A 20,186-nucleotide genomic window follows, 5' to 3' on the forward strand; every position below is an offset into this window, starting at 1 on the left:
AAGTTTTATCTGCGTTCATCTGCATTAATCTGCCTTCATCTGCGGTTAAAAATTCAAAATATTAAGAAAAACTACAATTTATGTTTGCGTCACTCAAAATACGCTAGCGTCAAAAGTATAGAATCATACCAAAATCTGAAATTGCTCGAAACTGCAATAAAAATTAACCTAGAAAAAGTCTAGAAAATGGTATAGAACAGATTGCACCAAGAGCAATGGAAAACAAGTTTTCTGTTGGAGGCAATATGAACGAAAAAGTCCTTGGGGCCACGCGGAACGTTGCAATTGTTGGCCCTTATTTAAGCGGTAAAACCGCACTGCTCGAAAGTTTGCTATCGGTGACAGGGACAATTACTCGCAAAGGAAATGTCAAAGATGGCAACACAATAGGTGATAGTTCGCCGGAAGCGCGCGATCGCCAAATGAGCGTAGAAGTAAACGCCGCCACCGCTGAATATCAAGGCGTCCGCTTCACATTTCTCGACTGTCCGGGCTCGGTAGAATTTGCCCAAGAAACTTACAATGCGCTGATTGGTGTGGATGCGGCGATAATTGTTTGCGAACCCGTTGCCGATCGCACTTTAACCCTCGCACCCCTGTTTAAATTCCTCGACGATTGGGAAATTCCCCACTTAGTTTTTATCAACAAGATCGATCGGGCTTGCACAGACGAAACCACTTGCGGCAGCAACTTCACCGAAGTGATCGAGGCGCTCAAATCCGTTTCCAGCAGACCGATCGTACCTCACCAATATCCGATCGGCAAAAACGAACAAATCATCGGTTTTATCGACTTAGTAACCGAACAAGCTTACCACTACCATCCGGGCGCCGCCGCAGATCCCGTCCCGCTTCCAGAACACCTCAAAGCACAAGAAAGCGCAGCGCGGCAGCAAATGCTCGAAGAATTGGCGAATTTTGACGACCATTTACTCGAAGAATTGCTCGAAGAAATCAATCCCGACGCCGAAGAAATTACCCGCGATTTAAAGATGGAATTAGGCGCAGATTTAATTGTGCCAGTATTCATCGGCATGGCCGAACAAGATTTCGGCGTGCGGCCTCTGCTGCAAGCTTTGCTGAGGGAAGCGCCGACACCGGAAACTACAGCCGATCGCCGCGGCCTTATACTAAGTGAAAACAAAGTTCTGGCTCAAATCCTCAAAACCTATTACACGCCGCAGGGAGGCAAACTATCGTTAGTGAGAATGTGGCGGGGGACGCTGGCAGACGGAGCAATTTTGAACGGCGTTCGAGTTAACGGTTTGTACCGCTTGACCGGCCAGCAAACGCAAAGTTTGCAGTCTGTCAGCGCCGGGGAAATTGTGGCTTTGGGAAGGCTAGAAGGCGTGAAAACAGGCGATACCCTGGCGATTAACCGATCGGAAGAACTGCCAAAAGCCGAAATCATCCCGCCTGTCTACGCACTGGCGATCGTCCCAGAAAAGCGCAACGATGAAGTTAAGCTGAGCTCCGCTTTAGCTAAATTGCTAGAAGAAGACCCATCTTTAGTCTGGGAACAGCACGGCGACACTCACGAAATTATACTTTGGGGTCAAGGCGAAATCCACCTGAAAGTAGCCTTAGACAGGTTGCGCCGCAAGTATAACTTGCCGATGGTAACTCACTTACCGCAAGTGCCGTACAAAGAAACCATCCGCAAACCAGCATCTTCCATCCACGGGCGCTACAAACACCAAAGCGGCGGACACGGACAGTTTGGCGACGTGTACCTCGACATTCAACCGCAGCCTCGCGGAGAAGGTTTCACCTTTAGCGACAAAATAGTCGGCGGCGTCGTCCCAAAACAGTACATTCCCGGCGTGGAAGTGGGAGTGCGTGAGTATTTGGATCGGGGCCCGCTGGGTTTCCCGGTGGTAGACGTAGCGGTGACGCTGACGAACGGTTCCTATCATTCTGTGGACAGTTCCGAACAAGCTTTCAAGCAAGCGGCGCGTTTGGCAATGCAGGAGGGAATGGCCAAGTGCGAACCGGCATTGCTGGAGCCGATCGCCAAAGTTGAAATTTGCGCTCCGAACGAGTGTACATCAAAGGTGTTGCAATTGGTCAGCGGACACCGCGGCCAAATTCTCGGCTACGAAGGTAAAAAAGACTGGAAGGGATGGGATGCAGTTTCTGCTTATTTGCCGATCGCAGAAATGCAGAATTTGATCGTAGAATTGCGATCGCAGACAATGGGAGTCGGATTTTTTAATTGGGAGTTCGATCGATTGCAAGAAGTGCCGGAACCTTTAGCTAAGCGGGTTTTGCTAACAACTGGCGGCAATGGAAACGGCAACGGTAAAAGTTAGTTAGCTGTCTTAAAAAACCCGGTTTCTTGAAGAAACTGGGTTTTTGCATGAGTTGCCATTAAATTTTATTGGGTTCAATTCCCATTTACCTCACATCTTGCACCATTCTCAAGAACAGGCAAGATGCCTGTTCCACAAAGAGTAAATTTTCTTGTGGAACAGGCATCTTGCCTGTTCACAAAAAGCTTATTGAGAATGGTGCAACATCTCAGATTTACCGGATTATTGAGTTAACTTACTTAACGCTGCAATAATATTCTCGGCTAGCATTAACGCATTTCTCGCTTCTGTTTTTAAGTTAGATATAGTATCTTCATAATCAGCTTTATTCCTCATGTTTCTCAATCGATTTAAATCGTTGCCTATCTCTCTCATTGTCTTGGATTTTGATTTATGGTTTGATTTATGGTGAATAAATTCATCAGCTACATATTTATGGACATTGATACCATAAGTTTTATTGCGCGAGAGTGTGGGATCTTGTTCAATGTCGCGCAAGTAATTCCGTGCTAGGCAAAACGCAGAATAATAGGTTCTACTTACAGCAGAACGCAATTTTGCTTCTTCACTGGTTTCAGCTAGCTCTTTTGCTAAATTAAAGTATTCTGACCAATCGAATTTCATTCCCACCCCAAGTCAATGTTTAGTATATTGTTAGGAATGACAAGACTCGCGTCTAGCCACCAAGTGCGATCGAAATTTTTTAACTTTGCAAAAGCTTCATCGACATCGAGCTTGGTGTAAATGGTAATCCACAGCGATCGCCAGTTAGCAATTTCTGGATCTGTTTTCACTTCCAAGCCTAATCTTTCCGTAGGAAATAGCGCTCGAATGCGATCGTAACCTTCCAGAATCAAAGGTGCGATCGCTTCTTGTTCCATGATGATTTGAAAACTTTCTAGGGGGTTTTCAACCGCGTACAGGCTTTTGATTTTATTAAAAGATGCAATTAAATTGTCAAAGGCTTTAGCTATTTCAGAGGGATTTTCCATTTCTTCAGGCGGCTGAGGAAAGGAAGGGCTTAAATTTGCAGCATCGGTGCTGTAAATGCTGTCACTTGTCGGCTGGTAGCGTTTGTCTTTTGATTTTGCTTCGTACTGATCTTGTAAGTCGAGGCGTTCTGTTCTGTAAATTTCGTTCAGAGTGTTGTTTTGTTGTGCTAATTTTTCTAAAGCCAATATCTCATCAAGACTTATATTCTCTTCCAACTCGCCAAGCTGGACAGATGAACCTAGTTTAGCTAAAGCAGCGCCAAGGGCTTGCAGCCTAATAATATCTGTTTCTTTCATAAGAGTCGAGGGTTTGGAAGTTAGGGATTAACTTTACCAGTAATCGTGAAACCTGCCCAGTGGTAGAGATCGGCATAAGGAGGTTTGTCAGATCCCATTTTAGCATCACGTCTGCGGATTCGGTCAGCTTGGTCTCTCAAGTCTTGACTGCAACCGGAATTGTCTTTCATTATTTCAGACAATTCCAGATACCAGTTGGATAGTTCGCTGTAAGTAATAGTTCGGAGCCATTTTTGCGCTTCTTTGAGGGCTAGTGCCGGATGTAACTTATTGTGGCAACGCTGTTCGTTGAGAATTTGATAGAATCGAATCATCATTAAAGCGCTAGATATCTCATCAACTATCCAGAGGGTGCTGAGGGCGTAAACAGCACCCGCAGCTAAAAAGCTGCTGGCTAAACCGACAAATTCATCTATCAGTTCTTCTTTTCCTGTTATGCCAGTTTCGCAAGCGGAAAGGCAGACTAGATAATAGTTTTTCAAATCGAATTTAGCGATTTCTTGTGAAGTTAGGGGCTGTTTGTTTTTCAGGATTAACGCTGACTGGGACGGCTGTTTTGTGTTGTGGTAGGCGTGACCTGTAAAATGGAATATATCAGCAGCTTGTTGCAGAGCTTCTTTAAGATTGTCTGTGGTAGCTTGTGAACTGGAGATGGTATTGCAGTTAAGGTGAAAATTCGCGATCGCGGGCGCTTCTATTTCAGCAAAAAGTAATGGATCGGGGCTTTCTACCAACAGCAGAGACATTGAAGGTGAGGGTTTTTTGTCTAGTCTGTCTATCCCAACTTGGATGCTGGGCAGATAAGTGATAGTGAAAAGATTATCGGAGAATAAAAAGTGCAGTGGCAGCAGGTGCAAGTCGCGGTGGGGAATTAAGATTAAGTGTTCGATATTGGTGAGGTGCGTACAAATTTCGGGAATTTTGAGGATGTCAGCGAGTTGTTGCAATTGCGCTGTCATTGACTCGCGCCAGGGATGGGATTCTTTGCTTTGCTGTTTGCTGGTAGTTTTGCCGTAATTTTCATAGCTGGTTTTCCAGTTTTTCAGCCATTTTTCTAAACTCTGACTGTTGTCCTTTGGGAATAAGTCGCACAGAGGTGTGCAGATAACTTCAAACATTTCTAGGGTAAGGATAAAAGCAGTCAGGGAAACTGGGCTGAGATGCCAGTAAATAATCGCGGTTTCGGTGTTCTTTGCCAGTAAATCTCGGATTTTTTGGGGATAAGTCGGGCTATCGGTGTGGTTTTGCCAACCTGCGCGCATCCATTGCAGGCAAAAGTTTTTCCGCAATTCGGCTTTTTCCAGTGCATTTACCTTGTCGCCAGACTCGACGAGGGTATCGACTTCTAACTGGTAAAGTCCGGCAAATTTGCGCTTGAGTCGCAGTTTTATGTCCGGGTTGTCATCAATTAATTGTTCTAGCAGGATAGTAGCTTCCTTAAGGTACTCGCTGGCTTTGGCATCTCGCAAGCTGCGGCAGACGGTAATTAAGCCTTGCAATACTTCTAAATAAGTTTCTGGGATGAGGGGTGATTTCAAAAATTCGCGGGCTTGTTCGTAGCTGCCTTTGGCTTTGTGGAAAGATTCCCAATCAGTGGCTGTTTGTTTACCGTGTTCGTAATGTGCCTTGCCTTTTCGCTGGTGCAATTTGCCGCAAGCGAGGCGATAGTCACGGTTACTGCGCTTATATTTCTCTAAGCCTTCATCCCAGTTTTGAATAGCTTCATTGTAGCGATCGGTGTATAAAAATGCCAAACCTCGATAGTCCCACGCTAGCCACAATTGATCGTCTTTAATTTCTAAAGCTTTATCGAAGGATGCGATCGCCTCACTGTAGCACCTCAAATGATTTAGGGCAATGCCCTTCCCGTTCCAAGCCCAGTGAAATTTTGGTTTAATTTCTAAGCATTTATTGAAGACTGTGAGCGCCTCACTGTAGAGCTCCAAATAATTTAGGGCAATGCCCTTCCCGAGCCAAGCCCCGTGGAATTTTGGTTCAATTTCTAAGCATTTCTTGAAGGCTGCGAGCGCCTCACTGTAGCGCTCCAAATAATTTAGGGCAATGCCCTTCCCGTTCCAAGCCCAGTGGAATTTTGGTTTAATTTGTAAGCATTTCTTGAAGGCTGCGAGCGCCTCACTGTATCGCCCCCAATAATTTAGGGTAATGCCCTTCCCGTTCCAGGCGCAGTGGAATTTTGGGTCAATTTCTAAGGCTTTATCGTAGGCTGCTATCGCCTCTTCATACTGCTCTAATTTGGCTAGTTCCAATCCTCGCTTGTACCAATATTTTTCTCTTTTTTGATTGTCTGCTGAATAACTCAAATTTTAGCCTCCTAAAAATGAGTAACAATATTTGCAACCAATGAATTATCCACAAAATTCGGATTTAAAATCTTCCCAGCCAACAAGTGCCTACCAATATTCCCAGCAATCTCACTAATTCTCCCGCAATTCATCTCACCCAGCCGCACCATCAGCCCACCCAATTCTAAATGCGTTTCCGGCGATACCAGCAACCTTTCTCCAAATTATTGCAGCCAGTTTACCCACTCAGCATCATTGATTTTGCTACTGATTAAAAAGCCTTTAATTTCGTCCCGACTCCCGCTTTGTTCAACACACTCTAACAGTGAATTTCTGTTCGTATTCCCCAAAAGAGCGAATCGGAGTTAGCTTGGGCGGTGGGGGTGCTGCTTTGCGGAATCGCCGCTGAATTTGTCGCCACAGGTTGAGGATGCTTTGCCAAATTTGTCGGAACATTGGCTGGCTGGGTGAGATGTTGCTGGAGATTGTAGCAGATTTTGGGGTTGAATGTACGTTGCGGTAGGGGCGGGTTTTACGAATAATATATAACGATGACCCACAATCTATAAAAACCCGCCCCCACCCACGGTAAATCTGAATGTACATTTCGATTGTTTGTTGGGTTGGGCGGGTTTTTGAGATTGTTTTTTTCAGGCGATTATGGTTGGTAAAACCCGCCCTTACGATCGCACAAATTATACGATCGCGGATCAACGAGACATGATATTAGAGAACTCGATAATTCATCAGTGTATCCGTGTCAAAATCCGTGTCGTGCCTTCTTCCTTACCCTAAAAAGAAATAATCAAGTAACCGTTCAGGAACTTAGCACCAGTAACAGACTTCCCAGTTAGCGCCGGAGGCAGCAAAATATTGCGCCGCTGATCGCCCGCTTCGATCGTCACTTCTGGCCCGGATTGAATCAATTTAATTTCTTTCTTGTCAAACCCAGGCAAAAACAAACTAACTTGACGCTGTGCAATGTTTATGTTAATCGGTTTAGGAGCTTTTGCCGCCTCAGAAAAATCGGGTAAAGCATCAATTAGCGGCTGCCAGTTATTGTCACTGTGCGCCGGAACCGAAACAGCCGTCAAAGGCTCAAAATCGGCAGTAATAGCTTCTGTAACCGATGCTTGATTGACAATGACACCGCCCACAGTCAAGCTAACTTGTTGAGAACTTCCCCAAAGATAGCGAGCAGTTGCGATCGCGCTTGCATCTCCAGTCGTCACCAAAAAAGCCGCCGTGCGGTTCGGATCTGCCAGCGCTTCCTTACCCTTATCCAAAAGATTATCCACTTGCTTGGTAGATTGAAAAGCATTGTCCCCCGACATATCCACAGTCAACACGGTACTGACAACCGGTTGAATAAAAGGCGACAAAGCTTTACCCAAATCCGAATCTACCAAAGCTTGGCGGAACCTGCGGATGTACCAACTCAGAATTTCCGGCATTCCCAGCATCCGCAGCGTATCCATGCCGCCATTGCCGTCATAAACGATCACATCGTATTGTTTGCTGTCCTCGTATTCCCGAAGTTCGTTCAACGCCAGCGCGCTGTCCATCCCCGGTAACACCCCTAATTCTTGACCGTAAATCTGTTTGAAAAAGGGAGTGCGGACATATTGAGCTTCTAGTTGTTTAACTTCGTCCCACCTGCGTTCTAGCAGCGGCGCGCTTTGCACCTGAACTGCTTTGAGGTTGGGGGCAATTTCCTGGGGGTTGAGACTCAGAGGAACCCCTAGCAGAATACCCAATGCAGGGCCCGGATCTTGGCCGAGCAGCAGAACTCGCTTGCCTTGAGCCGCGTATTTTTTAGCTGTTGCGATCGCGATCGTACTGCGGCCAGTGCCGCCTTTGCCCAAAAATGTCAAAATCAAAGCCATTTTCTGTCTCACTGCCAAAGCTTACTCTTTAACATTTAAGCGCAACCTTCAGCCAGAGTGGGGGAGGGGGGAGAGTGGAGGAAGAGGAGAGTGGGATAGTGGGATAGTGGGAGAGGGGAAGAATTGGGAAAATTTTTCCTCTTCCTTCTTCCTTCTTCCTTCTTCCTTCTTCCTTCTACATCTGTTAAACGGGTTCTAGCTCATCTTCAAAGAACCAAGTCGCAAAACCGTCAAACTTGACAACCACGCCTACTCCGCTACCGTCAACCATTCTGAATCCGTCAACAGTGCCTACTGGATTCTCCTTTATCTTACCCACTATATTTGCAGGTATCCGATCTCTGAGACGGCGCACCTTAACTCTCTGACCTACTTCTATTGCCACTGAAATTGTTCTCCTGCTCTATATAACCTATATACAACCGTCCATTTTACAGTTTGGCGTCTACTTCGGAACAGCAACACCCGCAGGCGATCGCTCTCTATGATTTTCCATCGAAATTTCCACCAACTTTCCCTAAAAGACGGTATTCTAGTCGGAGTTGGTCGATAGTCTACCCTGAGTCGCTTGGGTTTGCTTCATAATATTCCACAGCCGCAAGCTCCACTGGCAGAGGCTGTTCACCACTTAGATAATTATTTTTTATCGCTTCGTAAAAAGCATCTTTTTATTAATTGCCACAACTACAGGATTTCTCCCCAATTAGTCATCCTTCAGGCAGAAGCCAAAAGGCCTCCACAAGCAGTAATTAATTTTATGTTTGCTATATATAAATCTGGGCTCTCTCACGTTGACATCGGCGAAAGTTGATGCAGCAGAACACTTTGAGTCAGGTTGGCACAAAAATCTGAACGTCAGATTTTAGGAAACTGCCATGTTGTAACAGTTTACTAAAATCTGACAATAAAAAGAAGGTTTAATGCTAAGCTTCCATGCTGAGAAAGTTAATTTTTGCGGCTTTTTTATGGCATAAAAAATGGAACGATTTCCGGATGTATGCCGTCTGATAGAGGAAATGAAGTTGAGGAACTTCAATATGACAAAATTGAAATTATGAATAAAATTTTTACGTGTGGGCGCTCGACCAAAATTCCGCTCCTAAGTTTGTCCTTGGCTGTGCTGGCGAGTCTGTCGCCCTTTCGTGGGACGATCGCCAGTCCGCTCTCTCCATCCACCACACAGCCGTCCAACACTACTAAAATTGTCTCAGTCGATCGACCGCCAGCATTGCCAACCGCCTCCAAATCTCAAACAAATCCGGCAACTGTGGCGGCGAATTCCTCCCCAGCACAGACGATAAACGCCCAGGGAACAGCGGCCGCGCGATCGCTTGAAATAGAAGAAATTCGGGGTACAGTCAGCTTTAAAGGGCGGCCAGCGGTCGTGGGCGATCGGCTACTCGCCCCCGGAGACGAAATCATCACCGGCCCCAATTCCACAGCCCGTTTAGGCATCGACAATAACGTTGGCACCGTGGAAGTTGGCGAAAAAACCGCAGTCAGAATATCCAATTTGTCAAGCAGTGCAGGTGGCGAAAAAGACACAGCCATTTTTGTCAGCAGGGGGCGAGTCAGGTTGTCGATCGGCAAAACTGCTGCGACAACTCCCGCAGCCCACACCTCAACAATTATCCCGCCGAACCACATAGTCGCCCTCAATACCTTCAGCGGACTTGGCAAATCCAGTCAAATTGCCCAACAAAAAAAGTCTGCCAAAACCGCCCCAGTCAGGGTTGAAACCCCAGAAGGCGTTGCTGGAGTTCGCGGCACCTCCTTTGGCGTCAGCGTCGGTGGCGGCAAAACCGCAGTCGAAACAATTGAAGGTGCAGTCGTAGTATCAGACAGCGCCGACTCAGAAGTAATTGTCAACAGCGGCAACTCCACGACAATTTTCCCTCAAACCTCGCCCGTGACGCCCTCAGCGAGCCCTCGCCTAGCTCAACTCAAAGTCCGCAGGTTGTTGAGACTCAGCGCCAATATCTATAGCCTCAGTGGTCAAATTAACCCGATCGACACAGTTTATGTCCACAACGAAGAGATTAAGATCGATCGAAATGGCAACTTCAAAATCCAAGGAATTTTACCTCCAAGTCGCCGCCTCAAAATCGTAGTGCGAGGCCCGTCAGTCACAGAAAGGCATTACAGCTTCGCAGTTCGCTAAACAACCTATCGTCGCGAGTAATGTACGCGGGCAGTCTCTGAGGACGTGAGTTAGATCCTAAGTCCTATCAGGGTTGATTATTTTGTGTAGGTGCGAAGGATTTTGCGGTGAATCTCGGTAGTCAAAATCAATAAATTTTGCCCCCACCCTTCGCCCTTACGGTATTGTAAAACTTCATGACTCTCACTCCTATCGAAGTTCGGACTCGAATGTCAATGATTGCGTCAAATTAATTGCATGAAGTTCAAAGAATGGATTGATCATATCAAACAAAATAAACTGATCGAGTTCCGGCAACATATAACCACAAATCCTCCCTGGATCACAGGCGCAGTAGTAGGTATAATGTCTGTAGCCATGCTACAATTGGGAATGTGGAAACCTCTTGAATATTTGGGATACAAAACGCTATTTCAAATTCGAGAATCGGGAATTTTGCCAAATCCCGGATGGGATCAGCGAATTGTGGTAATTGCTATCGAACGGCATTCCTTGCAGGAATACGGTAAATTTCCTTGGCCTCGTAACCGCTATGCCCAACTGCTAGAAGCACTGAAAAAATCTCCCCCCACAGCCGTTGGTTTTGACATTCTTTTCCTCGATCCAAGTCCGAAAGATGATATTTTAGCCGTTGCAATCGCCGCCAACGGCAAAGTTGTACTCCCTAGAACCCTTAAAGAAGAACCAGTAGCATCTTTAAAAGCAGCCGCCGCAGGTGTCGGCCACATCAGCCAAGAAGCCGATAGCGACGGTATTAGCCGCGAGTCAAAAATCTTTCTCAACGGGATTCCTAATTTCGGTTTAGCAATGACTCACAGGTACAATGCTGCTAATCCCCAAGATCCAGTATTGCTTCCACAGTCCAAAAATAAGCAGGAAAAAAAAGTCTGGGTTAACTGGCCGGGGAAAACTGAAAATCTACCTACCTATGCTTTTGTTGATGTCGTAGAAGGTAGAATTCCCGCAGATGCTCTGACTAATAAGTTAGTTTTAGTGGGCATAGTTGCTACTGGTTTAGACCCGATATCTTCACCTCTCAACAAGACTACGGCTGGAGTTTATTTATATGCAGCATTGGTTGACAATTTGCTCAATCAACGCTTACTGCAGCGGCTGCCGGTACTCCTAGAAATTTTTTTATTGTTGGGGATTGGTCCCCTTACCGCTTTGGTTCTGGGCAACCGAGGTGTGAAAGAGAGAATGGCGATCGCTCTCGGTTTGCCTATAATTTGGATTGGGGCTGCCGCTTTGTTATTTGGCTTCTTTTTTTGGTGGGTTCCGATTGCCGCACCTATCGGCACCCTCGTTTTATCTAGCACTGCTTTGCAACTGCGGGAACAGTACGAAAAGCAGCAGTTGATGAGGTTATTTGAAAAGCACGTCGCTCCGGAGACAGCTCAGCTTATTTGGGAACGCAAAGCTGAGATATTTGAACAGGGAGAACTCGAACCTCAAGAACTTACAGCAACGGTGCTGTTTATGGATATTCGTAGTTTTACTTCGATTTCAGAAAAAATGCCACCGCGAGATTTACTCACCTGGTTGAACAATTATTTGGAAGCGATGACTAACTGTATTATGGATCACGGCGGCGTTGTAGATAAATACATCGGTGATGCAATTATGGCAGTTTTTGGGGTGCCTTTTTGCCATACCGAATATCGAGAAATTCAACAAGATGCTTTGAATGCAGTTGCGGCTTGTATTGCGATGCACGAACGGCTGCACCAACTTAATCAGCAGCTTAGAAGTGAACGCAAACCTTTAATTAAGTTTGGTATCGGTTTGCATACCGGACAGTTAGTTGCGGGCAGTGTGGGCGGTTCCCGGCGTTTGAATTATTCTGTGATCGGCGATGCTGTCAACGTTGCTGCTAGATTGGAGGCGATGAATAAGGAAATTGTTTCTGACAGTCCTTTTAATTTGTTGGTGACGGCGAGGACTTTTGCTTACGTGCGCGATCGCTACGAAGGCCAAAAAGTAGGAGCGATTCAATTGCGCGGCAAAAAAGAACTGACAGTGGTTTATGCTATTTTGGGGGAAAAGCATTAGTCATTAGTTGTGATATTATGTCGGCTTAATTAGACCCCATTACCCTTACCAATCACCAATTATTTAACCCAGTTCGTCTGGAAAATTAAAGGGGCAATTCAAGTGCAATCTCATCTAATCAAATACGCTTAGTCGCAAAGTTTTAGCTATTTTTTCTAACAGAAATAAGCCACCGATAGAATTTCCGTCTTTATCCAAGGGCGGACTGTAAAAGCCGATCGCACCTTCACCCGGAATTACCGAAAGTATTGCGCCGCTAACTCCCGACTTGGCAGGCAGTCCCACCCGCAGCGCCCAGCGACCCGATGCTTCATACAAACCGCAAGTTGCCATCAGCGCTTTGACAGTACGGCAGTTTTCCCCCATTGCTCGATCGCCACTCTTTACCAAAACCATCCCCAGCTTAGCTAAATCCTCCACAGTTCCCGACAAACAGCAGACGCGATTGTAGGTTTCTAAAGCAATTTCTGAGTTTTGAATAGAACCCGATTCTACCATTTTTAAGGCGAGATTCCAATTATTTTGATTGGGATTTTCCTTAACTGAATCGAGCATTAACTCGTCAACAAATAACTGACTGTTTGCCTGTTGATTCAGCCAATCTAGCAAGTTTTGACAGCGCGACACCGCATTTTGACCGGGCATCAAAGACGCTAGGGCGATCGCCCCGCTATTAATCATCGGGTTTCTCGGCTTCCCTTGGTCTATTTCGAGTTGAGTTAGGGAATTGAAAGGTAGTTCCGAAGGCTCACAGCCAACGCAGTCAAAAACCGTTTTTTCGCCCAATTCGCACAGCAAATAAAGCAGCACAAAGGGCTTGACTACACTCATCAGCGGGAATGTTTGAGCAATGCTACCCCAGCTCATAATTTGACCATCTATTGCCCGAATTTGCACGGCAAGCCCTTGTCTATCGGCTTGCGCTAGGAGAGGTATGTACGCAGGGATTTGACCAGATTTACTGCGATTAATTGCCTCTTTTGCCCAAGCTGCCAGTTGTTCCGGTTGCAAGGAAGATAGTTGACTGGTGGATATTTTCACTGTCGATTATTTAGATTATTTGAGATTTTAGATAGGCATTCCTAGGGCGATGTTGAGCCATAAACCCGGTTTATTAACTGAATTGCGTCACTTGGGCTCTCTGCTGGCAGAAACCGGGTTTCTTAGGTGAGATAAGGCAAGCTCATAATTTGATGAAATTTTTGTGTAATGTCCCGCCTGCCCGAAAAATACAACGCAAGATGCGGGACAGCTTATTTAAGGCTGTTGACCTTTGGGCCCGCCGGGAGCAAATAAATTTATTGACAATTTTTCATAAAAAAACCTGTATTTTGCATAAAAACCTCCCCTTCACCCAGATAGGTAATTAGCAGCTTCAAGGCAACCCTGCTAGCCAAAAAAAACAAGCACTAGCTGGAAATGCCTTCAGATGCTTATGTTTAAGCCCCAGTAAGAGGCGGGGTGCATATTTAACTTAATTCTTTCAGAGTTCGCCAAATCCTGTCCGGAAAACCCCCGAACCTTTAAGAATGTACTATCCAACCGAATCTACCAAAATCAGGATAAAAAAATGACAGAAGCGAAAGCAGAAGCACCAAAGCCCGCTCCCATGATTTTTAAGGGTGTGTGCAACGACGGGGTTCTCAAGGGCAAAGAAATTGAAGGCAAACTAGATATCAAAGTCAACGTTGAATCTGTCAAAACCCCTGAAGCAAAGCCCACAAAATCCAAGTGGGAGCCAGTTATTTTTTGGGTTTTGTTTGCATTCATGGCAAACTTGATCGTCGGCGACCCCGCCGGAATGAGAAAAAAATACAGCTCCCCACAAAGGTCTCATTCTCATCAGATTTTAAACCAATCTGGGGAGCAGTCGCTGTTGGCTAAGAAAAACACCAGCAACTTGCCACTTTAGGCCCTGGGAGCCTGCCAGCCGCGCAAATAGTAATAGAAAGACCCGAAATATTCATCGAATACTCGCGTCGTAGTTACCAAAGCTTCTGCACTAGGCAAAAAATCTCCCGCGTCTAAGCGGAGTCTACTGGATCTCCCTCCTGAGGTGGGTTGAAAAGTGTAGAAGTCGGTAGCCCTAGGAATCACCTGGATTCCCATATTCGCAAAAGCGAGGCTGGCACGGCGCATCTGAATCGCAGATGTTACCAGGATTACTTTGCGCGGGGCGCCACGGCTGTCGAGTATCTTTCTCACCTCTTCAGCGCTGGTGCGTATGTTGCTGCCGTTATCGTCAAGAACGATACTGCTGCGCGGCACGCCCATGTTGTTTGCCAGCAAAGTCTCGATATCCTTCGCTTCGCCAACATAACCCTCCAACTCGTCTCTCGGGCCAGCGGTAACGATGACCATCGGTGCGAGTTGTTTTCTGTACAAAACGGCAGCATAGGGCAGGCGATTGCCTGTATCTGTTAGTTGAATCGCTACTCGGTTGGGGATGTGAGGCTGAGTGGTTCCCTTGCCCAGTAGGACGATCGCCGCTGCGGTTTCGTCGCAGCAAACTGTCCGGACGGCTGCGGCGGCGTCCCGTTCTGCTTGCTCCGCGAACCAGTAAGCGACAACTGGCATACTCGAAAGGATCAAAACTAGCAGCGCTGCCAGGATCATTCTCGGCGCCGGGTTGCGGATGCCCCCGTTCGTGATCAGCGCCGATGCAATCACCAGCAGCGTGATTGAAAAACCCAGCGGCTTAAAGAAGAAGGCTATGAGCCCGAAAATCGCTGCTCCGACCGGGGTGTCTGGTGCAAAAAAAGCTAGGATCAAAAGGCTGATCAGCAGCAAAACTCGCAGCCGATCTAATAATGGATTGTCTTTGCCTCCTGACTGATCCCACCACGATTTGATCAGTGAGAACAGGAGGAATAGAAATAGAATGCGAGCTAACAGTTCTGGCATCTTGCAATATTCTGTGTCTTCATAAATTAGTACGGAAGTGTGGAAACGAGCGCGACTTTAGCTGCGGGAGGAAATAGTGGTATCGGTAGGTTTTTAACTTTCGCCAATCACGCAGTCCGATCGCATTTATCCTGATGCTCGATTCCGGTCAGCTATCAACTATTGGTTGCAGGGTGCAAGCCCGCTACTTCCAGTCACAGATTGCTGACAGTTAATTGGTAATTGATAACTGGTAATGGTTGATTGGTAATTGGTAATGGATCGAACACAGGCAGGTAGAATTGACTATTGAAGCCTGCTTTCTTCTGTCTAGTTTTTTCCCCATTACCTGTTACCGATTCACCAATCCCAATTTATCGGCGCTTCAGTTGATTCCGAATTGCCTGCGTTACCGTTTGAATTACTTTAACACGAGCATAATACTTGTTATTGGCCGCAATTAGCGTCCAGGGAGCAGCCGGCGTGCTGGTGCGCTGAATCATTTGATTCACCGCTACTTCATAATAATTCCACTTTTCCCGATTCCGCCAATCTTCCTCGGTGAGTTTGTATTGTTTAAATGGATTGTTTTGCCGCTCTGTAAACCGCTTTAGCTGTTCGTCAGGACTGATGTGCAGCCAGAATTTAACTAAGACACAACCGAAACTGGTGAGTTGCTCCTCAAATTCGTTGATTTCCTGATAAGCTCGGCGCCATTCGGGTTCGGTGGCAAATCCTTCGACTCGCTCGACCAGCACTCTACCATACCAACTTCGATCGCAAATGCTGATTTTACCGGCAGTCGGCAGCCGCCGCCAGAACCGCCACAGGTAGTGGTGCGCTTTTTCTTCGTCTGTCGGGGCCCCAAAGGCATTAACGGTGTAACTGCGGGGGTCTAATACGTCCGTCAAGCGTTTGATAGCTCCTCCTTTACCGGCGGCGTCCCAACCTTCAAACAGCACTAATACGGGGATTTCCTCTTCGTAGATGCTTTGTTGCAGTTGGCCAAAACGGGTTTGTTCCTCGCGAAGTTGCTGTTTGTATTCGTCGGGCGACAGCGATTGAGTTAAATCTACTTGGGCCAGCACGTCGGGTTCGGTGGGTTGCAACCTTTCTTGAGGTGGCAATTTCACGGGTGCAGATTGCATCGGCAGTCTGTCTAAGGCTTCTGTAATTGTCGCGGCCATTTGCGTTAAAACTTTGACTCTCGCCCAGCGTTGACAATCGCCTTCTACTAGCGTCCAAGGTGCGGGGCCCGTGCCGGTTTGGGCTATCATTTCTTCTGCTAAAGTTGTGTATTCTTGGTATTTTTTGGCTTGTTTCCAATCTTCGGGCCGCACTCGCCAAGCTTGTAAGGTGTCGTCTTCTAGTTTTTTGAGCCGGTGCTTGAGTTCTTTTTTGCTCAAGTGAATCCAAAATTTGGCAATTGCGGCGCCGTCATCAACCATCTGCCGCTCGAAGGCGTTGATTTGCCTGATGACTGTGGGTACTTGGGCGTCGGAGACTCGATCGAACAATCGGTCTTCTAAAATGTGAGTGTACCAACTGTGGTAGAAAAAACCAATTTTGCCACGGGCGGGGAGTTTCTGCCAAAACCGCCACAGGAAAGGATAGCCCATTTCTGCATCTGACTGCGGCCAAATCGGGTGGACGGCAAACCCCCGCGGGTCCATGTACCCTACCATTTGTTTGACTAAAGCACCCTTGCCGGCAGCGGCCCAGCCTTCGAGAACGATAATTGCGGGCAATTTTTTTTCCCTGCAGGCCAGTTGGAGCGATCGCAACTGTTGCATTAAAACTTCTATCTTGGCATCGTAGGTTTCTTTATCCAGGGAGATATCTAAATCGAGGTTGTCGAGCATATTTACCTCATATTAATCTGTAAAAAACAGTTTAACTTTAGTTTAACGTTTGGATAAAATTAAATCCTCAACTCAGGGAAAAACGTTATAAAAATTACAGTTACGGCTGGTTAAAAGCCCATCGCTCCGGCAATCAAATGCCAGCCTCGTTAATACTAGCAACAATCCCTCGATTTCAAACTTGCAAAAAAAAACAGCTCAGGTTATAGTTGAAATAGGGAACTTTTAAATAAGTTCAATTTCTCCCCTCCCCCAATCGGGCGAGTTAACAGGAGGAGCCAATAATCCCTGAAACAGGATTTATTGTAAAACAGAGCAAAAGTAAAAATCAACTACCCGGTGGGGGTGACAACTTCTTTACTTAGCTGTAGAAACTTTATTCAAACAATAGTAGTTACTTAAGCACCAAGCTTGGTAACGAAAGAGAGCGCGACTCATCGACATCCAGCCATAAACTCACATACAAAACTAGCCCAAAAGGGCAAACCAATTTTTATGATTGCGCTATGAGATAAAACCTGAAAGCCTGGGTGATATAAACAGGTTTCTGAGTTTTATCGACACCACAATAAATCTGCATTAGATCCGCGTTTATCCGCGTTCATCTGCGGGTAATAATCACAAACTCGGATTTTTGCAAGAAATTCACTGTACTTGTTTGCCAATACCACTTAAGAGGAACAGTCCGAAATTACGGATTGCAAGTTTTTTATGAATATCTTAACAACACGCTCCTACAAGGGCGAAACTGACTGGTGCGCGATCGCAAATTTGATCGATGCTTGCGAAGCAGTCGATCGACTCGGCGAAGAAGTCTCAGCAACTGAACTCAAGCTAATACTTGATGCTCCCAAACTCGACCAAGCCCGCGACGTGCAGTTGTGGGAAGATGGGAATTACAAACTAATCGGTTTGTCACTCCTAGATATGCCCGATTCGCCAGAGGAAATAGACGCTTGTCTCTGGTTTTACGTGCATCCAAAGGTGCGCGGCGCAGGTTTAGAAAAAGATATCATTAAATGGGGCGAAAAGCGGCTACGCGAAGTCGCGAAAGAACGGAATTTGCCTGCAAAATTGCGTACATACAGCCGTGAGGATCAAACCGATGAGATGCGGTTGCTAGCAAAACAGGGCTTTGAGGTCGATCGCTATTTTTGGACAATGGCCCGATCCCTCGCGGAACCGATTCCCACACCTGAATTTCCCGCAGATTTTGCCCTGACACACGTATCCGGAGAACAAGACATCCAACCCTGGGTAGAGATGTTCAACCAGTCATTTATCGATCACTGGAATCACCACGATTTAACTGCGGAAACCGTGCGCTACTGGATGCAAGATCCGAATTATCAGCCGGAATTAGACTTGATTGCTGTTTCGGGCGATCGTAAATTTGCAGCTTTCTGCGACTGTCAAATCAAACCCCAAAAAAACGCCCGCAGCGGCACAAAAGACGGTTGGATTGAATTGTTGGGTACGCGGCGCGATTTTCGGAAAATGGGTTTAGGAAAAGCGATGCTGCTGGCCGGTATGCACTCCTTAAAAGCGGCGGGTGCAAACACAGCTAAACTCAGCGTTGATGCGGACAGTTTGACAGGGGCGACAAAGCTTTACAAATCGGTCGGTTTCCGCCCGATGGAAACTTGGGTGTCGTGGGCTAAGAGTGTGTAGAAAAAGGTTGGGCGTGAAGGCGAGAATCCCGACTGCTTAAAGAAGTCGGGCTTCTCAAGTGCGATCGAATTTGGCGATCGACTTTTGGGTCAAGTGCGATCGCCCTTTTGGATCGAATGGGCGATCGTACTTTTCTTGATTTCCTAAATCAACCGAAAATTCGCCGATGTAATCGCATTGGCACTCACTCCAATCATCACACCTAACTCCTCTCCCGTCAAGACATTTTTGATGAGAGTTCCCTGAGTATTTTGAGTGATTGCTAACTGACCAAAACTCAAACCTCCGCTTAATCCAATCAAGTCTTGACCCAGGGTAAAATCAGCGATGATATCAAATCCTTGACCAGTTGTTAAGACAAAGATATCGTTGCCGCTACCGCCAATCAAACTATCATTCCCCATGCCTCCGTCAAGGATATCGTCGCCTTTCCCACCCGTGAGAGTATCGTTATCTAGGCCTCCGTAAATAGTATCATTACCTTGACTACCAAGGATGATGTCGTTACCTTTGCCTCCATATAAAACGTCATTATCCTTGCCGCCATCGATGAAGTCATTATCCTTGCCGCCATAAAGGATGTCATTGCCTTGGCCGCCATGTAACGAGTCATTGCCTTTGCCTCCGAAGATTAAATCGTTGCCCGACTCGCCAAGAATGATGTCGTTTCCTTCTTCTCCATAGAGGATGTCGTCACCTTTGCCTCCCGTGATGAAGTCGTTGCCTTGATTGCCATTAAAGATGTCGTTGCCGGCACCACCATATAAGTTGTCATCCCCGAATTGGCCATCGAATATATTGCCGTTGTTAGTGCCGAAAAATTCATCGTTTTGGGCAGTGCCTATTTGAATTCCCGATACCCCAAGCATGGTATTTTCAAGTGCATTGGGTTGGTTTAAAGTTGGTGTCGGAGTCGGTGTTCCCGATGGTGTCGGTGTTCCCGATGGCGCGGGTGTGCCGGTTGGTATTACCGCTGTGCCGGTTGGTATTCCCGCGGTACCGGTTGGTATTCCCGCTGTACCCGTTGGTGTTCCCGCGGTACCGGTTGGTATTCCCGCGGTACCCGTTGGTATTCCTGCTGTACCCGTTGGTGTTCCTGCTGTACCCGTTGGTGTTCCTGCTGTACCGGTTGGTGTTCCTGCTGTACCGGTTGGTGTTCCTGCTGTACCCGTTGGTGTATCTGTACCCGTTGGTGTATCTGTACCCGTTGGTGTTCCTGCTGTACCCGTTGGTGTTCCTGCTGTACCCGTTGGTGTATCTGTGCCGGTTGGTGTTCCTGCTGTACCCGTTGGTGTATCTGTACCCGTTGGTGTTCCTGCTGTACCCGTTGGTGTATCTGTGCCCGTTGGTGTTCCTGCTGTACCCGTTGGTGTATCTGTGCCCGTTGGTGTATCTGTGCCGGTTGGTGTATCTGTGCCGATTGGTGTATCTGTGCCGGTTGGTGTTCCTGCTGTACCCGTTGGTGTATCTGTGCCGGTTGGTGTATCTGTGCCGGTTGGTGTATCTGTGCCGGTTGGTGTTCCTGCTGTACCCGTTGGTGTTCCTGCTGTACCCGTTGGTGTTCCTGCTGTACCCGTTGGTGTTCCTGCTGTACCGGTTGGTGTTCCTGCTGTACCCGTTGGTGTTCCTGCTGTACCGGTTGGTGTTCCTGCTGTACCCGTTGGTGTTCCTGCTGTACCCGTTGGTGTATCTGTACCCGTTGGTGTTCCTGCTGTACCCGTTGGTGTATCTGTACCCGTTGGTGTTCCTGCTGTACCCGTTGGTGTA

15 protein-coding genes are annotated in these 20,186 nt (G+C 46.9%); 5 read left to right on the plus strand and 10 right to left on the minus strand.

Annotated elements, in window-relative coordinates:
* Positions 1-245: 245 nt before the first annotated feature.
* Complete coding sequence (locus tag QUA42_RS04285) at positions 246-2,312, plus strand: elongation factor G (RefSeq protein ID WP_333135396.1); 2,067 nt, start codon at positions 246-248, stop codon at positions 2,310-2,312.
* A gap of 222 nt (positions 2,313-2,534) precedes the next feature.
* Here QUA42_RS04285 and QUA42_RS04290 read toward each other — a convergent pair whose 3' ends face one another.
* The 6 genes from QUA42_RS04290 to petP form a co-directional block, all read right to left on the minus strand.
* Complete coding sequence (locus QUA42_RS04290) at positions 2,535-2,936, minus strand: HEPN domain-containing protein (RefSeq protein WP_333135398.1); 402 nt, start codon at positions 2,934-2,936, stop codon at positions 2,535-2,537.
* Positions 2,933-3,601, minus strand: coding sequence for a hypothetical protein (locus QUA42_RS04295; protein WP_333135400.1), 669 nt, complete (start codon positions 3,599-3,601; stop codon positions 2,933-2,935). Before QUA42_RS04295 ends, QUA42_RS04290 begins: the two co-directional genes overlap by 4 nt.
* A gap of 20 nt (positions 3,602-3,621) precedes the next feature.
* Positions 3,622-5,922 carry a CHAT domain-containing tetratricopeptide repeat protein gene (locus QUA42_RS04300; protein ID WP_333135402.1) on the minus strand — a complete coding sequence of 767 codons (2,301 nt, stop codon included), beginning with the start codon at positions 5,920-5,922 and terminating at the stop codon, positions 3,622-3,624.
* 291 nt (positions 5,923-6,213) lie between these two features.
* On the minus strand, positions 6,214-6,360 hold the full coding sequence (locus QUA42_RS04305) for a hypothetical protein (RefSeq protein ID WP_333135404.1): 147 nt from the start codon (positions 6,358-6,360) through the stop codon (positions 6,214-6,216).
* A gap of 335 nt (positions 6,361-6,695) precedes the next feature.
* Positions 6,696-7,790, minus strand: coding sequence for a Get3/ArsA fold putative tail anchor-mediating ATPase NosAFP (locus QUA42_RS04310; protein ID WP_333135512.1), 1,095 nt, complete (start codon positions 7,788-7,790; stop codon positions 6,696-6,698).
* 184 nt (positions 7,791-7,974) lie between these two features.
* Complete coding sequence (gene petP / locus QUA42_RS04315; RefSeq protein ID WP_172186826.1) at positions 7,975-8,175, minus strand: cytochrome b6f subunit PetP; 201 nt, start codon at positions 8,173-8,175, stop codon at positions 7,975-7,977.
* A gap of 669 nt (positions 8,176-8,844) precedes the next feature.
* On the opposite strand from petP, the gene QUA42_RS04320 reads away from it, so the two are divergent.
* Together QUA42_RS04320 and QUA42_RS04325 are read left to right on the plus strand one after the other, a co-directional pair.
* Positions 8,845-9,951, plus strand: a complete 1,107-nt coding sequence (locus QUA42_RS04320; protein WP_333135406.1) for a FecR domain-containing protein — start codon at positions 8,845-8,847, stop codon at positions 9,949-9,951.
* A gap of 345 nt (positions 9,952-10,296) precedes the next feature.
* On the plus strand, positions 10,297-12,003 hold the full coding sequence (locus QUA42_RS04325; protein WP_333135408.1) for an adenylate/guanylate cyclase domain-containing protein: 1,707 nt from the start codon (positions 10,297-10,299) through the stop codon (positions 12,001-12,003).
* A 114-nt stretch (positions 12,004-12,117) separates the two neighbouring features.
* Here the strand turns inward: QUA42_RS04325 and glsA are convergent, their stop codons facing one another.
* The gene (glsA, locus tag QUA42_RS04330; protein WP_333135410.1) at positions 12,118-13,044 is read right to left on the minus strand and encodes a glutaminase A; all 927 of its coding nucleotides are present in this window, start codon (positions 13,042-13,044) and stop codon (positions 12,118-12,120) included.
* Positions 13,045-13,573: 529 nt separating this feature from the next.
* On the opposite strand from glsA, the gene QUA42_RS04335 reads away from it, so the two are divergent.
* Entirely contained in the window at positions 13,574-13,915 is a 342-nt protein-coding gene (locus tag QUA42_RS04335) for a hypothetical protein (RefSeq protein ID WP_333135412.1), read from the plus strand.
* Here QUA42_RS04335 and QUA42_RS04340 read toward each other — a convergent pair.
* Positions 13,912-14,907 carry a YdcF family protein gene (locus QUA42_RS04340; protein WP_333135415.1) on the minus strand — a complete coding sequence of 332 codons (996 nt, stop codon included), beginning with the start codon at positions 14,905-14,907 and terminating at the stop codon, positions 13,912-13,914. The two genes, QUA42_RS04335 and QUA42_RS04340, sit on opposite strands and share 4 nt — an antisense overlap.
* Before the next feature lie 353 nt (positions 14,908-15,260).
* The gene (gene pap / locus QUA42_RS04345; RefSeq protein WP_333135417.1) at positions 15,261-16,748 is read right to left on the minus strand and encodes a polyphosphate:AMP phosphotransferase; all 1,488 of its coding nucleotides are present in this window, start codon (positions 16,746-16,748) and stop codon (positions 15,261-15,263) included.
* A 711-nt stretch (positions 16,749-17,459) separates the two neighbouring features.
* Here pap and QUA42_RS04350 point away from each other — a divergent pair.
* Positions 17,460-18,419: a GNAT family N-acetyltransferase gene (locus QUA42_RS04350; protein WP_333135418.1), complete on the plus strand. Its 960-nt coding sequence runs from the start codon at positions 17,460-17,462 to the stop codon at positions 18,417-18,419.
* A 143-nt stretch (positions 18,420-18,562) separates the two neighbouring features.
* Here the strand turns inward: QUA42_RS04350 and QUA42_RS04355 are convergent.
* A partial coding sequence (locus tag QUA42_RS04355; RefSeq protein ID WP_333135420.1) for a calcium-binding protein occupies positions 18,563-20,186 on the minus strand: 1,624 nt, incomplete at its 5' end.

Source organism: Microcoleus sp. Pol11C2 (assembly GCF_036701505.1).
GTDB lineage: Bacteria > Cyanobacteriota > Cyanobacteriia > Cyanobacteriales > Microcoleaceae > Microcoleus.

Excerpts from the sequence above, each read along its gene's own strand:
- pap (WP_333135417.1), bottom strand. The coding sequence starts at position 16,748 with ATGCTCGACAACCTCGATTTAGATATCTCCCTGGATAAAGAAACCTAC.
- QUA42_RS04310 (WP_333135512.1), bottom strand. The coding sequence starts at position 7,790 with ATGGCTTTGATTTTGACATTTTTGGGCAAAGGCGGCACTGGCCGCAGT.
- QUA42_RS04285 (WP_333135396.1), top strand. The coding sequence starts at position 246 with ATGAACGAAAAAGTCCTTGGGGCCACGCGGAACGTTGCAATTGTTGGC.
- QUA42_RS04305 (WP_333135404.1), bottom strand. The coding sequence starts at position 6,360 with ATGTTCCGACAAATTTGGCAAAGCATCCTCAACCTGTGGCGACAAATT.
- QUA42_RS04350 (WP_333135418.1), top strand. The coding sequence starts at position 17,460 with ATGAATATCTTAACAACACGCTCCTACAAGGGCGAAACTGACTGGTGC.
- QUA42_RS04295 (WP_333135400.1), bottom strand. The coding sequence starts at position 3,601 with ATGAAAGAAACAGATATTATTAGGCTGCAAGCCCTTGGCGCTGCTTTA.
- QUA42_RS04335 (WP_333135412.1), top strand. The coding sequence starts at position 13,574 with ATGACAGAAGCGAAAGCAGAAGCACCAAAGCCCGCTCCCATGATTTTT.
- QUA42_RS04340 (WP_333135415.1), bottom strand. The coding sequence starts at position 14,907 with ATGCCAGAACTGTTAGCTCGCATTCTATTTCTATTCCTCCTGTTCTCA.
- QUA42_RS04290 (WP_333135398.1), bottom strand. The coding sequence starts at position 2,936 with ATGAAATTCGATTGGTCAGAATACTTTAATTTAGCAAAAGAGCTAGCT.
- QUA42_RS04325 (WP_333135408.1), top strand. The coding sequence starts at position 10,297 with ATGTCTGTAGCCATGCTACAATTGGGAATGTGGAAACCTCTTGAATAT.
- QUA42_RS04320 (WP_333135406.1), top strand. The coding sequence starts at position 8,845 with ATGAATAAAATTTTTACGTGTGGGCGCTCGACCAAAATTCCGCTCCTA.